The 15,911-nt window shown below is 35.7% G+C and carries 8 protein-coding genes; all 8 read right to left on the reverse strand.

Features of this window, described 5'->3' with window-relative positions; all coding sequences use genetic code 11:
• Positions 1 to 27: 27 nt before the first annotated feature.
• On the reverse strand, positions 28 to 1,296 hold the full coding sequence (locus RB619_RS13615) for a DUF4861 domain-containing protein (protein WP_308098280.1): 1,269 nt from the start codon (positions 1,294 to 1,296) through the stop codon (positions 28 to 30).
• Positions 1,297 to 1,338: 42 nt separating this feature from the next.
• A complete protein-coding gene (gene rhaM, locus RB619_RS13620) occupies positions 1,339 to 1,668 on the reverse strand; it encodes an L-rhamnose mutarotase (protein WP_308098282.1) in 330 nt (109 codons plus the stop codon).
• A 4-nt stretch (positions 1,669 to 1,672) separates the two neighbouring features.
• Positions 1,673 to 2,692, reverse strand: a complete 1,020-nt coding sequence (locus RB619_RS13625) for a family 43 glycosylhydrolase (RefSeq protein ID WP_308098283.1) — start codon at positions 2,690 to 2,692, stop codon at positions 1,673 to 1,675.
• A gap of 147 nt (positions 2,693 to 2,839) precedes the next feature.
• Positions 2,840 to 4,369: a sialate O-acetylesterase gene (locus tag RB619_RS13630; protein ID WP_308098285.1), complete on the reverse strand. Its 1,530-nt coding sequence runs from the start codon at positions 4,367 to 4,369 to the stop codon at positions 2,840 to 2,842.
• 314 nt (positions 4,370 to 4,683) lie between these two features.
• Positions 4,684 to 6,627: a RagB/SusD family nutrient uptake outer membrane protein gene (locus tag RB619_RS13635; RefSeq protein WP_308098287.1), complete on the reverse strand. Its 1,944-nt coding sequence runs from the start codon at positions 6,625 to 6,627 to the stop codon at positions 4,684 to 4,686.
• A 19-nt stretch (positions 6,628 to 6,646) separates the two neighbouring features.
• Entirely contained in the window at positions 6,647 to 9,766 is a 3,120-nt protein-coding gene (locus tag RB619_RS13640; protein WP_308098290.1) for a TonB-dependent receptor, read from the reverse strand.
• 451 nt (positions 9,767 to 10,217) lie between these two features.
• Complete coding sequence (locus RB619_RS13645) at positions 10,218 to 12,320, reverse strand: RagB/SusD family nutrient uptake outer membrane protein (protein WP_308098291.1); 2,103 nt, start codon at positions 12,318 to 12,320, stop codon at positions 10,218 to 10,220.
• A gap of 41 nt (positions 12,321 to 12,361) precedes the next feature.
• Positions 12,362 to 15,517, reverse strand: coding sequence for a TonB-dependent receptor (locus tag RB619_RS13650; RefSeq protein ID WP_308098293.1), 3,156 nt, complete (start codon positions 15,515 to 15,517; stop codon positions 12,362 to 12,364).
• Positions 15,518 to 15,911 lie beyond the last annotated feature (394 nt).

Here is a 15,911-nt window from a genome sequence, read left to right on the forward strand (position 1 = left end):
GGTTAGTGTGTTAGTTTACGTTTTGTTTTATTTGCTGACTTCAACCGTTATTTTGGCAGAAAGCTGTTTTGCCAAAGTGGTTACATAATTGCTGAAATAAGCTGAATCCTTAAAGTTTTTATCAGCGCTCAATTCCCAGCCTGCAACGGCGTAATAGCTGATTTTTTTATTGTTTTCGACTTTTAATTTTGCCAAATAAGAATCGGTTAACTGACCTGTTTTTGGTGCTTCAATATAACCCTGATAAATTTTCTTCGGAACCAAAATTGCAGTTCCTAAAATCCACTCGCGATTGTATGTCAAATAATCATGTTGAATGAAGCAAACCCAGTCGCCAGCCTCAACAACTTGCAACGGATTTTTATTATTCAAATTCGAAATTGCTGCTAAAAAAGTTTCTCCGCCTTTAAGTCCGCTAATTGAAACGGTGTTTTCATAACCATACATTCCTGGCCAAATTGACGTTGTTTCCTGAACTTGATAATTATTTCCAGATGCTTTCCAATTTTCGTATTTATAACTCAAAACCGAATTGACCGGACCTTCGCTCACAATTTTGAAAGTTGTTTTTTCGACATTGTTCAGCGTATCGTTTGTCAAAATTCCAAGTCGGTTGATTTTGTCGTTTATCAATAAAGCGTAACCGCCCAAACCTGCAGAATTTCCAACAGGAAAAATATCTCTTCCCCAATCATACATTACGTGGTAATTGTCTTCAACTGCGCCTTTATTGTTTATTCCAACATTTTCTGGCGTGATAGCTGGAATTCTTTTCCCAAAAACATCTTTTGAATTTCTTCCATCTAAATAATGTCTGAAACCTACTTTGTCATTTTCCCAAGTTGGACCATCCGTTTGATATTTCTGGAAACCTAATTTTTTGTGTACTTGATTCGCCATTAAAACTTCTTGAGTTGCTGGCTGAACCGGCAAATCTTTAGCTTCTCTTTTTCCAAACCTAACACTTGTTTTTATTGGAAATTTAGGATCTTTTAAAGACCAGCTTAATGTTGCTATTTTCTTTTCATTAGCTGAAAAATCGGTTACCAAGAAGAGTTCGTCCCATTTTCCGTCACCGTCTAAATCATTTAATTGCGCTGGAATTGTATCATTTTTACTAATCAAAATCGGGAAGCTATTTGAGACATATTTAACACCAATCTGGCTTCTTTTGATGCTGATTGCTTTTTGCGGTAAAACTAAATCAGAGGTGTTTTTTAAAGTAACTTTTTGTGCGTTGCAATTGGCTAAAATCGCTGTCGCAAAAGCTATTGATAAATAATATTTTGTTTTCATTTTTCTCTTTGTTTCAGGTTTTCTTTGTTTAAAGTTTCAGGTTTAATCCAAATGAAAAACCTCTTTTAAAGAAACTGCAATCGGCGAATTATCAGGATTTGTTTCCATAATATCTCCCATAAATGCCCACCATTTTTTTACAATTGGATGATTTGGCAATAAATTTTCATCAAAATCTGGACTGATTTTTTGAACTGCAAAAAGTATCAGGGTTTCTTCATCTAAAAAAATACTGTAATCTTGAATACCCGTTTCTGAAAGCAAACTTTCTAACTCCGGCCAGATTTCGTCGTGTCTTTTTTTGTATTCCGCTTCAAAACCAGGTTTTAATTTCATTTTGAAAGCGTTTCGAATTGTGTTTTTATTTGCCATTTTTTTAATGTTTTAAATTGATTTGAACCTGCTTGTCTCTGTTGCAGATAATTTCGCCATTTATATATTCTAGTTCTGCTACTTGAATAGAACTTCTTTTTGTTTCATAACTATCAACGCCTTTATTTTCAGGAGTTCTTCCAGGATGAGTAAAATAAAAAATATATGCTTTCCCGTCATTTACAATTACATCAGGATGACCTCCAATTACTTTATCATCTTCACCAGTTCCAGGCGTTTGAAGAATATTCTTTTCTTGGCGATTCCAATTTAAAAAATCTTCTGAAGAATAAACGTTTAATCCTCTCCAAGAATCAGAAATCATCCAGTTTTTTCCTTTCCAAACAAAAACTTTTGGGCCTTCACCTCTATCTTTTACAATTTTCGTTCCGCTGTCTGTCCAATTGTACAAATCTTTACTGTCTGCATAATAAATTGATTTACCGTCATTTTCATTATTGTAAAACATTCTCCAGGTTCCGTTAGGCAATTGAAAAACCGAAGCGTCAATACAGCGTTCTGAGGCTAATTTCAATTCTGATTCAAATTTCCAGTCCATTAGATTTGTACTTGTCAAATGAATAATAGAACGCGGATGATACCAGTCGGTGAAAATTCCGGGCACAATGGTCAAATACATATGATATTTATCTTTGTATTTAATGACATCTGGCGCCCAATACGTAACATCTTTTAATTTGCAATTAATTGTGCAAGTATCTTTGTATGTCCATTTTTCGCCATCTTCAGAAGTTGCCACACCAATTTTCGTTCCGTGAACCCATGTAATTCCTTTTGCCGTTGAATCTTTCGCTCGACGATTGGTGTAAAACATAAACCATTTTTTCTCTTTTTCGTTCCAAATGATTGTTGGATCGGCTGCTCCGTCATAAATTGGATCGCGGAATAATGGTTTTGGCGCAATATGTTTTTTATCTTTTTGATTGTCTTTTTGTGCTGTCATTGTTAGGCTGAATAGCGCAATTGTAAGACTTAAGAAAAGATATTTTGGTTTAATTTTCATTTTAGTTTTTTGTTGTTTTATTTCTCTCAGTTTTGTCATTCCGAGGAACGAGGAATCTTCGCAAGTAGCTCGACACTGATTGGATTCTCGTTGCGGAGTTACTCGCGGAGATTCCTCGTTCCTCGGAATGACAAACTATACCTAATTTTACTTTTCATTTTCTGTTACCCAATCATCCGTTCTAAAAGGCGATGCCGGTAAATTTTCGGCATTAAATAAATTCGGTTCTGGAACTGCTTTCCATGCAAAACGAACGGCAACAGGTTCTTTTACATTTGGCGAAGAAACTACAATTGTTTTTTTATCAATTTTAGCCGTTGCCGGATAAAAAACTTTGTCGGTTCCTGCAATTTCAAACTCTTTTAAATCTTCGCTGCTCTTTTTAAATCCGTTTGGAACATCATCAAAAAATAATTGAATACGCTGTTTTATGATTTCCATATGATTGTATGTTGGTCCCGAATAAACTAATTTGCTTTCTCCATATGTTTTTGCTTTTGCGATTAAAGCCAAACGATAACCAACAGTCTGTTTGTCAATTGGGTGAATGTTTGTGGCATTTCCAACATCGGTTGTAACGACCATTCCGCTGTTTGGAATTACTTTTGAAGCCATTAACTGCGCTTCTCTAATGTCAGGATTTTGCCCTTTGTGAGGCGCAATCTGAACGAAATAAAAAGGAAAATCGCCTTGATTCCACTCAGTTCTCCAACTTTTTACCATTGCCGGAAAAAGGCTTCTGTACAAAAAGGCGCTTTCGGCATTGCTTTCTCCTTGGTACCAAATTACACCTTTCATTGTATAATTAACTACAGGATGAAGCATTGCGTTATAAAGAACATAAGACGTTTTGTTTTCTTCTTTTTTAGGCTTTTTTAACTGGCTTTTCGAAACATCATTATTATTTGCTAATCGTTCTTTTTTCAAATCAGCATAGTAGGTTTCTAATTTTTCCTGAAACAATTTTTCGTTTTTGGCATCTTGTCCTAAAATTTGCAGAAAATCAGGATTTCCTTCAAGAACAGTTTGCGACGTCCAAGCTTCGGCTTTTGTTCCGCCCCAAGAAGTTGAAATAAGACCGATTGGAACTTTAATTTTTTGGTACAAATCTCTTCCAAAAAAATAAGCTACAGCGGAGAAAGATTTAATAGTTGAAGGAGAACAAATGTTCCAATTTCCGGCAACATCTTCTAAAGGTTTTTGAGAAGCTTTTGTCTGTACAGTAAATAATCTTATTGATGGGAAATTGGCATTCTGAATTTCTTCTTCATAATTTTTCACTCCGGTTTTCCAAGTTCCTTCCTCTTTTCCAACAGGAAAATACATATTCGATTGCCCAGAACAAATCCAGACTTCTCCAATTAAAATATTTTTAAGAATGATTTTATTTGAAGCTTCGATTGTAATATCATATTGTTTTTCGCTTCCGGCTGGTGTATTCACTGCTGTTTTCCAAGTTCCATCAACATTTGTTGTAATCTCGACTGGATTGTTTTGCCAGCCTAATTGTATTTTTATCTTTTCGTTTGGAGAAGCCCATCCCCATAAATTCACTTTTGAATTTTGCTGTAAAACCATATTATCACCAACCAAAGCAGGCAGTTTTACCTGAGCCGTGGCCGTTAGTTTTAATCCTAAAACAATGAATAATAGTAGTAATTTCTTCAAATAAATCATTCGGAATATAATTTTAATACTAAAACTTTAAAGATAAAGCACTAAAACGATATCGGTATCCTGTGCTTCCCTGTTTTACTGAAGAATTGTAAAAACAAAAAAGGCAGTAACCGGAGTTACTGCCTTCGTAAAATCAAAACCACTTAATTTTACCATTACCATATTAACGAAAACCAATATCCTTAAAATGATTCTCAAATCTACTTATTAAATAACTGATAACTATCCTGTTGTACCCTGCTAAATAATAAAAAAAACCGCCTCAAAAATTGAGACGGTTCCTAACATAAAAAAACCAAAAAATAAGTTTGATATTAATAACCCGGATTCTGCATAGCCGCTTTTTGTTCTGCAGTCAAAGGTTTTCCGCTTGCATAAACTCCATCAAGGAAAGTTTGTGGAATTGGACGCAGGTTATGATATTCCTGAATATTTGCAGCAGCTTCAATATTATACGCTTTTGCTCTAGCAACTAATGTTTTAGTACGGCTTAAATCTTCCCAACGGTGGAATTCTCCACACAATTCTCTCGTACGTTCGTTAAGCACTAAACATAACATTCTATCATAATCAGTTCCATAACCTAATTTTGCAATTACGGCCAAATCTTCTGCCGGCAAAGCAGTAACACTGCTTATCGCTAAACTCGTTGCAGTTGTTGCAACCGCAATATTATTTGACTCATAATAAGAGTTTTCAGGAATATAAGAAATTGGAATTCCAGCCTGACCAGTAGTTGTATAGGCAGCCGAACCATCAGCATAAGCTGCACGATTTTCTCCAGCTTTGTATGCTGCACGGGCACGAACAGCATTGATATAAGGCAAAGCATCTGCAAATGTAGCGCCACCAGCTTTTGCTAAACGAATTTTAGCTTCGGCAGCCATCAAATAAGTTTCACCAGAACGCGCTAAAGTAATATCACGAGATCCTTTTATATTACTCAAATCGATTCTGTTTCCATCCATATATTTGCTTAAAGAAGGGAATCTCACATCGGCCATTAAACCCACTTTATCAGCAGCATATGCGACATAAACACTCGGAATTGTTTTTCCTGTCTTTGGATAAATGATGACATCTGTATTTTTAGTTTTTGCAAAACGTGTATCTGCCGCTGTATTTACAACATACATAATCCCTAAATCTCCATTTTTATAAACCGCTCCTGAAGCATTATTAACGATACTTTTTGTTTGAAAACTTTTCCAAAAACGAGAATCATTAACATGATCAAAAGCATCATATACAAAATAAGTTGGTGCCAAACGGCTAAAAGGTCTTCCACCAGCAAGATTACGTTTCATTTGAGGCAATTGGTCGTAAGTTGAAAGGAAATATAAATGTTGTTGATTTCCTCCCGTTGTCAATGTACTAGCATTGAATTGTGCTGACAAAATTAACTCTGGAAGTTTTTCATTTGCGCCATCTGCAGTTGTGTAGGACCATAAATTATCATAATTAGCTGCTAATGGGTGACGCGAAATTACTTCATCAGACAACGCAACAACTTGCTGTAAATCGGCCGTTTTTGTAGTTGCATTCCAGCTGTCATTAATTTCGCTTGCACGTGTTAAATACGCTTTCGCTAAATAATGAGCTGCTGCATCTTTAGTAATTTTTGCCGGAGCACCAGCATTTCCTAATAAATTGTAAGCCTGAGTAAAATCAGCAATTACTTGATTTAAAACTTCTTGTGGTGAAGCTCTTGTGAATTCTAATTCAACTGTAGAACTTGTTTTTAATTTTAAAGGAACAGCGCCATACTGACTTACCAATTGCAGATAACTGAAAGCTCTTAAAAAGTAACCTTCACCTAATGCCGTTTTTTTGATGGCATCATTTGTAGAAACAATATTTGTTGCCGATTCAATTAATGTATTAGCATTCCCAATTCCGATATATAAATTGTCCCAGTGCGTATTTGCAGCAACAGTATTCGCGTTAGAAACCGTTACAAAAGCCTTAAAACCTGAGGAATAAGAATTCCAAATCCAGTTTGAAGGGTCACCTCCAGCGTGAAATTCATCTGTTCCTGATTCTGTTGCACAAAGTGGCACTTCGCCTTGAAATTCTGCAGCAAATACCTGATAATATGTTCCAACTGCCAAAGCCTGAATTCCAGCTTCTGTCTTATAATAATCTGAACTGTAAGCCGTTGTCAACTCTTCGTCAAGAAAATCTTTGTTGCATGAACTCCCTAAAGTAAGCGCTGCAACAAGCATTAAGTTGATATATAGTTTTTTATAATTTTTCATAATGATATTTTTTAATTTTTTAGAATTCTACATTTAACCCTAAAGTTATACCTCTGTTTGAAGCCGTTGTCTGCGTATCCAAATCAGTCCATTTTACTTTTGTGAAAATCATGCCCGGATTTGTTGCCTGGCAGTATAATCTCAATTTAGAAAGTCCAAGGCTCTGCACTAATTCTTTATCGAAATGATATCCTAGAGAAATATTTCGCATTTTCAAAAATGCACCATTACGATATCCTAAAATTGGGTAATAAGGATCTCCTGTACCTGCTGAATAAATTGGTTTTTGATATTCTGCATTTGTATTATTATCAGTATAATAATTAATTGATCTCTGACTTCCTTTTGCACCTTCATTTTCACCTAAAGTATCATATAAATAGCCCATACGTCCATATACAAAGAAAGATAGATCAAAATTTTTGTAGCTGAAAGTATTCGTCATACCAAAAATATATTTTGGATCTTTTGAACCAATAATTACACGGTCATTATTAGCATCAATTTTATAATCACCATTTTGATCTACAGGTCTTGCGTTACCAAAAGAAAAAATGTTTGAACCTGCTGCTGCATTGAATTTTGCCATTTCGGCTGCATCTTCAGGTTTCCAAATTCCGTTTGATTCGAAACCATAAATTACGTTTTGAGAATCTCCAATAAATAAATTGTTGTTGATATCGTCAAATTTTCCATTTTGAAGCGAAACAATTTTATTTTGCTGATAAGAAGCACTAATATTTGTTGTCCACTCAAAATCTTTAGTTGTAACGTTTACTGTGCTTAAAGTAAGCTCAACACCTTTTCCTTCTGTCTCTCCAACGTTTTGGTAGGTATCTTTAACCCCAATTACCGTTGGTACACTGCTTTTTAATAACAAATCAGTTGTTCTACTTGTAAAATAATCCAAAGCACCTGAAACTCTGTTACCAAACAATGCGAAATCAATACCGTAGTTAAACTGAGCAGTTTGTTCCCAGCCCAAATCAACATTTCCTAAAGATGTATTGTTTACAACACCAGATCCGTTAGGATATACAATACCAACTAATGGAGGTTGTGTTGCGTATGCAGGAACAGCAGCATTTCCGGTAACTCCGTAACCAACTCTCATTTTTAATTGGTTGATCCAAGAAACATTTTCCAAGAATTTTTCTTTATTGATTACCCATGCAGCAGAAGCACTCGGGAAAAATGCCCATCTGTTTTCTGAAGCCAACTGAGAAGCTCCGTCATAACGTCCAGAAGCAGTAAACAAATATTTATCAGCATAAGTATAATTTACCCTTCCCATGTAAGACAATAAACCTGTCTCTGTCAAACCAGAAGAATATCCAGCAAGTGTAACATTAGCAGGATTTAAAGCGTTCCATTTGTTTTCAGGATTTTTAATATCATTAGCAGACATTGAACTGTTCTCATTATGATATTCGGTCTGGCTCATTAATAATGTTCCACCAAAACTGTGATTCCCAAATGTTTTGTTGTAGAAAATTAAGTTATCTAATGTATATGAAATTGTTTGTTCTTTAGCTAGAGAAGCAAAACTAGTTCCAGAGCGAATTGCCGATTTGCCATCTAAATAAACTCCATCACGATAAGATGTAATATCTGGACCAAAATTAATACGGTATTTTAATCCGTCAAGTTTTGAAGAAATCGCCCCTAAATCAAACTGAGCATACAAACTACCAAAAGCACGCAAAGTTATACGCTGATCTTGAGACAATTTATACTCATCAACAGGAGTTCTAATCGTTGAATCTCCACCTGGGCTGTCAATTCTGTTTCCGTTGCTGTCATAAGGAACTGCGTAAGGAAGGTTAGTACGAGCTGTTGCATAAATTCCTGTTGAACTTGTAACAGCAGTTCTACCAACGTTTGACTGTCCGTATTCATTAACACCATAACTAGTATTAAGACTTACACCCATTGAGAACCATTTAGTTGGCGTAATATCAACATTTGCAGTACCGCTGTAACGAACGTAGCTTTGTCCAAATAAAGTTCCTGTATTATCTAAATACCCAAAAGAACCATAAGCTTTCATTTTTTCAGTTCCACCGCTCACACCGATCGTATGTTGTTGTGTAATTCCTGTACGAGTTACAAATTTTGTCCAATCTGTAGTTGCCACTTTAGAACCATCCCAAGTTCCGCCAGCCCATCCTTTCTCAATGTTTGCCCATGCAGCCGGGTCAGCAGAAGCAAGGAAAATTAACTTATCATTTTCTATTGTAGGAGCATCTCCTTTAGGAAAAGCTGCTGGATTAGAGTAATATCTTCCCCAACGACGAAACTCGATATATTCTCCAGCTGTCATCATTGGTGCATTTTCATGAATCGTTTCTGTCATTATTGATGTATCGTAGTTCAAAGTAAATTTTCCGTTTTTACCTTTTTTAGTTGTTACGATGATGACCCCGTTTGCTCCACGAGAACCATAGATAGCCGTTGCAGAAGCATCTTTTAAAACGTCGATTGTTTCAATATCAGTTGGATTTAAGAAATCGATTCCCCCTGAATTTGGATCAACGCTAATTCTTCCGGTAGTAGGATCAGTCACCAATCTTGAATTTAAAGGAATACCATCAACGACATAAAGTGGTGCATTTGAAGCAGAAATAGAACGAGCTCCACGAATGGTAATATTTCCCACACTTCCAGGACGCTCATTTGAAGAAACATCAACACCCGCCGCTTTTCCTTGCATAGCCTGTACTGCATTTACAACTGGTCTAGATGCAATTTCTTCAGCATTTACACTTACAATTGAACCTGTAAGATCCTTTTTCTTTTTTACACCGTAACCTACTACGACTACCTCCTCAAGAGAATTGTCATCTTCTTTAAGTACGACATCGTAAACAGTTGCAGCACCTACCGTAACTTCTTGTTTTTTAAATCCGATAAAACTGTAAACAAGAACATTTCCAGAAGCCGCGTTAATAGAGTAACTACCATCCAGATCTGTGCTCACTCCGTTCTGGCTTCCTTTAATGAGTACATTGACACCCGGAATTGGCAATCCTGTAGCATCTTTAATAGTACCTTTGACTACTTTGTTCTGCGCGTAACCAGATGCATGGAATAATGCAATCATGGCTATCAGCAGCAGCACACTCAATTTGTTTTTCATAAAAGTTAAATTTGGTTAATTAATTAGTTACTCAAATTTATTTAGAAGTTAATTTCGTACTGTCCTGTAGTGTCCTGTAAAGTAATTTAGTATTATTCTAACTTACAGAGTTTTACAAGTTCAATTTAAGATTTTTTTAACCATAAAATCCTTCAAACCGTTGATTTTCAAAGGGAATTAAGGAAAAAGCTTCTAAATGCGAATATGCGAATTAAACAATATTTTTTTTTCACATACCATAATTTTATTCAAAATTTTTTACCGAATAAAAAGCAAATATGCGAAAATTATGATAATTTCAAACATAAAAATGTAATCGATTGCATTTTTTTTTGAACAAAAGCTTTTCTAATGGTTTATCACCTTCAATTTGCTGCTATTATTTCACTTTAAACCAAAAAAAAACCGTCTCAAAAATGAGACGGTTTTCAAAAACAAAAATTTAAAAAGTTTAGTAACCTGGATTTTGCCAAGCTGCTTTTTGTGCAGGCGATAAGTTAGAACCATCGTCATTTAATAATCCATCAATAAAAGTTTGAGGAATTGGACGAAGTTCATGTTTGCCAACTTTAATATTAGGAGCTGCTTCAGCATTAAACGCTTTTGCGCGTTTAATAAGCATCCCTGTACGAGAAAGAGTTTCCCAACGTTGCCATTCTCCTAAAAGTTCACGAGTAGACTCGTTAAGAATAAAGTTGATAGCACGTTCTTTATCTGTTGAAGCTCCAACTTTAGCAATAACTGCTTCGTCTTCAGCTGGTAAATTATTAGGGAAAGAAGTTAATCTTAAATCTGAAGCCGCAGTTGTAACCGCAAGTGTTGGATTAGACAAGTAATATGTATTCATATCTAAATTTGACGCTGTAAAAGCTGTAGCTGAAGTTCCTGTATTTAATGGGTTCGTTTTAAACGCCTGAGAACCATCATTATAATAAGATCTGTTTTCTCCAGCTTTCCATTGTGCTCTAGCTCTTACTACGTTGATATCTTGCATTGCGTTTCCATATTGGTTTAGACGAACGTAACATTCTGCACGTATTAGATACGTTTCAGCAAGACGAGCCATAATTACATCACGGTGTGAATCACCTCTTTCAGCAGTACGAGATCCACATTCTGTTTTATTAATACCTGCAAAGAAGTTACAAATTGGCTGATTTTTGAATGTAGGTGCTACATAAACTCCATTTTGATACAACACTGAAGAGTTAGGTACATACTGTCCTTTTTTAACTGCTAAAGTTCCAGTAGTAGCAGTTTGTCTTGCTCCTGTATTCCATTCTGGCAAACGACCAGCAGCATCTGTCCAAGTTGGAGCTTGAACACTAGCACCAAATTTAGCACTGTTATATGTATTATCGTTTTTAGTATTTAAAATCATGACAATACCAGGATCTCCCACTTTTACTCCTGATGGATTTGGCGCAACTACAGTATTAGCACCATAAACGGTTCTAAAAGTTTTCCACATACGAGCATCGTTTACGTGATCAAACACACCATATGTATATTCTGTAGGACGACAACGTTGGAAATCCATACTTCCAATCCAAACACCACGTCTTACCCATCCTCCAGAAAAACTAGAAAACTGAGGAGCAAAATAACTATACGTACGGTTTCCAAAACGACCAACTGTAGCAGCATCAGCATTGTGTCCTGCGGCCATTAAAATTTCATTAAGTTGCTCATTAGGGCAGTCAACTCCTGTCCAGTTTGCATATAAATCACTATAGTTTGGCGTCAATGGTCCACGAGCTGTAATTGCGTATGAACAAGCATCGATTGCTTCTTTAAGGTCAGCATCTTTGTAAGAACCATTCCAAGCATCATTACGCTCAGACGCACGGAATAATAAAGATTTTGCTAAGAAGTGCGCAGCAGTAGCTTTTGTCCATGTAACTCCTTTTCCATAAGTAAAAACTTCGCCTTCAAAAAGACTGTAAGCATTACGGAAATCAGATATTACCTGCTCCCAACATTTCTCTTCTGTAGCACGCTCATAGTTACGAACCACTCCTTCAATTGGTGTCGTTTGTAGAACAACTCCTCCGTATTGCGCAACAAGTCTGTAATAGTTATACCCTCTTAAAAAATAAGCATGAGCTAAGCAACGGTTTCTAATTTTTACGTCTGTAATTACTTTTTCTGCTTTCGCAATAATAGTGTTGCAAGACGCAATACCATAGTACATTTCATCCCAAAGTGCATTTGGATTTGTTGCATTTCCATTCGCCGCTCCTGTTGCTGCAGATGCACCTACTGGTCCAAAACGGTTGTCATAAGTGTTCCACATTTCATTGGTAAGGTCATTTGCATTGGTAAACTCATCAGTACCATATAGCGTATTTCCATACGACCATTCAAAACCAAAATGCCAACGGATATTACCATAAAGAGACACCGTTAGAGCCTGAAGACCTTCAGGAGTATCAAAATATGCTGTCGAATATGCATTTGTTTGTTCTTCGTCCAGAAAGTCTTCCGAACACGAAGTAAAAAACACCCCCGCCATTAATAAAAGACCGATTCCTATATTTTTTATATTATTCATTTTTTTACTTTTATTGTTATACTTCAATTCGCCACAATTCATTAAAATCCAACTTCAACCCCCATAACAAAACTGCGGTTGAAATAAGTTCTCTCAGTGTCAAAATCATACCAATCTAAAGACTGATAAATACTTCCTGGATTTACAGCTTGAACATAAAATTTCATGTTTGCCAATCCAACTTTATTTGCAACATCTTTAGATAAATTATAACCCAAAGAAATATTACGAATTTTAACAAATGATGCTTTTTGGAAACCAAGAAGTCCAGAAAAAGCATCTGCTGAACCTGAAGTTGCTTGACCTAAAATTGGTTTTTGGAATTCAGCATCTGGATTATCTGGAGTCCAGTAATCTGTTTCACGTTGATTTGCGTGTGCTGTTAAAGCCTCACCTCCTAAAGATGCAGTGTATCCCATACGTCCGTAAAGGTTTATTCCTAGATCAAAACCTTTATAAGTAAAGTTGTTATTCCATCCCATTGTCCAACGCGGATTATTGTTACCAATAACTACACGGTCAGTTCCATCCATTTTATAATCAGCATTTTGATCTTTAGGTCTTACGTTACCTGGAGTAAATTTATAACCGTTAGCATTCCATTTTGCCATCTCAGCAAGATCTTCTGGAGTATTTTGCCAAAGACCTTCATTATCATAACCGTAACGAACTGCGATAGATTGTCCAATGAACCATGAGTTACTCACCATATCTTGTGCTCCATTTGCCAAACTTACAATTTCATCTTTTTGCCATGCACCATTTAAATTAGTTTCCCAGGTAAATCCTGTAGCAGTTTGAATTGGAATAAGATTAAGCGTTACCTCAACTCCATGATTTTTTGTTTGACCAATATTTGATACAATGTATGGGTAACCTGATACTGGCGGTATATCTACACGTAATAATAAATCTTTAGTATCCGATTTATAAGCATCAATAGTACCACTGATTCTGTTGTTTAAGAAACTAAAATCAAGACCAAGATTGTATTGTGTTGTTTTTTCCCAACCTAAGTTTTTATTAGGCATTCCTGTTTGAGTATCTGTATAATAAGGCTCATTTGTAGTAAAACCTATTGCATTGCTCTGACCGTTAAAAGGAAGGAAGATTTGGCTAATGTTTCCTAAAGTTCCATAAGGATTAACAGAAGAGTTTCCAGAAGTACCAACACCAAAACGAAGTTTTAGATTTTTTACCCAATCAACATTTTTCAAGAATTCTTCATTATTGATACGCCAAGCTAATGCTGCAGAAGGGAAAAAGTCCCATTTATGTCCTTCAGATAATTGCGTAACTCCATCCCAACGTCCTGATACTGTCAATAAATAACGGTTATCATAACCATAATTTGCACGAGCCATGTAAGAACTAATAGCACGCTCTGTAAGACCTGAACTCATACGTGCATTGTTAGCCGCATTTGTAGCATCTACTGAACCCATTGCATTCCATAAAAATGAAGGTTTAGGAATGTTATTTGCACTCATAGAAGAATTTTCAATATTCCAAGATGATGCTGTTTGTAATAAAGTCACACCAACTTTGTGCTTAGCAGCAAATGTGCGATCGTAGTTAATAATATTATCTACAGTCCATGAAAAATCACGACGGTTTTGAAGACGAGCATAATTAACACCTGCACTACCATTTGCATTAATTTTTAATGATGATGTTCCATCAATATAAGCACCTTCTCTCCAATGACGGAAATCTGGACCAAAATTTAACTTATACGTAAGCCCTTCTAATGATTTTGTCATTTTACCAAAATCTAAATTAGCAGAGAAATTAGCCAAAACACGCATTGTTTGTGATTGCTGCGTACTTTTATTCCACTCATCCATAATAGTGTAAACACCTGATTCGCCACCCGGATTGATAATCAAATTACCATTAGCATCATAAGGAACAGCAATATTATAAATTTGTTTTGCGGCACCAAAAATTGCATCTGGCGATGTACCACTTCTTGCACTTAAAGTTGACATTCCGTAATCTTGCTCACTCCATGAAACATTGAAAGAAGCAGTCATTTTAAACCAATCAACTGGAGTAATATTTGATGTCAGTTTTGCAGTATAACGTTTGTACCACTGCCCTTTTTGAGTACCTTCATTATCTAAATAACCTACAGATCCATAAGTATTTACTTTTTCAGAACCTCCACTAGCACTAATAACGTGCTCTGTGCTGATTCCTCCTTGAGTTACATAATCAGTCCAATCTGTATTAGTTACTTTAGAAGCGTCCCATGTACCACTCGCCCATCCTTTCAATACATTGTCTCTTGATGTTTGTCCATCTAATGCACTATCAAAAATCAATTTATCATTTGCAAGAGTCGGTGTTGCTGGGTTAGCATATTTAACTGGATCAAGATTGTAAGCTGCCCAACGTCTGAAAGTAATAAAATCAGATGCACTCATTGATGGCGATCTGTCAACAATTTCAGAAGTAGTTACAGTTCCTGCATAATTCAATGTAAATCTACCTGCTTTTCCTTGTTTTGTTGTCACAATGATAACTCCATTTGCACCACGAGATCCGTATATAGCTGTAGCTGAAGCATCTTTAAGAATATCCATCGATTCAATATCTCTAGGATTTAAAGTTTCAATTGCAGAGGCAGACATTAAAGGCACACCATCAACAACATACAAAGGATCGTTACTTGCTGTCAAAGATCGAGTACCACGAATACGCACGGTACCAAGACTTCCTGGACGTTCGTTTGTTGTAATATCAACTCCGGCAATTTTACCCTGTAATGCTTCAGTTGCACTTGAAACAGGTCTGTTCATTAATTGTTGTGCATTTATGGTTGAAACTGATCCTGTTACATCTGATTTCTTCGCAGTTCCATAACCAACAACAACGATCTCATTAAGTTGAGAAACTTCTTCAACAAGCTTCACATTGATTTCTGAAGAAGTACCAACAGTTTTTTCAACAGTTTTAGAACCAGTAGACGAGAAAACTAATACTTGTCCTGCATTTGCACTGATAGAGTATTTACCATCAAAATCAGTACTTGTTCCCTGTTTTGTTCCTTTAATAAGTACATTTGCTCCTGGTATAGGCAGTCCCGCCGCATCAGTGATTGTACCTTTAACCACTTTGTTCTGCGCATAACCTGCTGTCTGCAACAGCGCAAACATGACCAAAATCAGCAAAAGACTAAATTTGTTTTTCATAAAAGTTAAATTTGGTTAATTAATTAGTTTATCCAAATTTATTTAGAAGAGGGTGGCACAGCATCCTGTAGTATCCTGTTAACTTTCAGGTTCTTATAAATAATTTTATGTTTTTATTAACTCAAAAAAGCCTCAAGTACTTGATTTACAAGGCTTAATAAGTGTAAAATCTACAAATATATTATCTGAAATTTTCTTCAATATTTTTTTTGCAATTCATAGTAATTTTGATGCAAAAATGCGAATTGAGAAAAAAATACCACAAATTATTACTCTTTTGATTTTTAATAAAATGAAATAAAACAGGACGCTACAGGATAGCAATTTGAGTTTCTACTAATACTTTTACCTTATTACAACCAGTAAAAAGTTACTATTACATGTTTTTATACTT

The sequence above is a fragment of the Flavobacterium sp. LHD-80 genome, assembly GCF_030929605.1.
In the GTDB taxonomy this organism is placed as follows: Bacteria; Bacteroidota; Bacteroidia; order Flavobacteriales; family Flavobacteriaceae; genus Flavobacterium.

Bases quoted from the DNA above. Each gene is read 5' to 3' on its own strand.
- RB619_RS13630 (WP_308098285.1), bottom strand. From the start codon at position 4,369: ATGATTTATTTGAAGAAATTACTACTATTATTCATTGTTTTAGGATTA.
- RB619_RS13645 (WP_308098291.1), bottom strand. From the start codon at position 12,320: ATGAATAATATAAAAAATATAGGAATCGGTCTTTTATTAATGGCGGGG.
- RB619_RS13615 (WP_308098280.1), bottom strand. From the start codon at position 1,296: ATGAAAACAAAATATTATTTATCAATAGCTTTTGCGACAGCGATTTTA.
- rhaM (WP_308098282.1), bottom strand. From the start codon at position 1,668: ATGGCAAATAAAAACACAATTCGAAACGCTTTCAAAATGAAATTAAAA.
- RB619_RS13625 (WP_308098283.1), bottom strand. From the start codon at position 2,692: ATGAAAATTAAACCAAAATATCTTTTCTTAAGTCTTACAATTGCGCTA.
- RB619_RS13640 (WP_308098290.1), bottom strand. From the start codon at position 9,766: ATGAAAAACAAATTGAGTGTGCTGCTGCTGATAGCCATGATTGCATTA.
- RB619_RS13635 (WP_308098287.1), bottom strand. From the start codon at position 6,627: ATGAAAAATTATAAAAAACTATATATCAACTTAATGCTTGTTGCAGCG.
- RB619_RS13650 (WP_308098293.1), bottom strand. From the start codon at position 15,517: ATGAAAAACAAATTTAGTCTTTTGCTGATTTTGGTCATGTTTGCGCTG.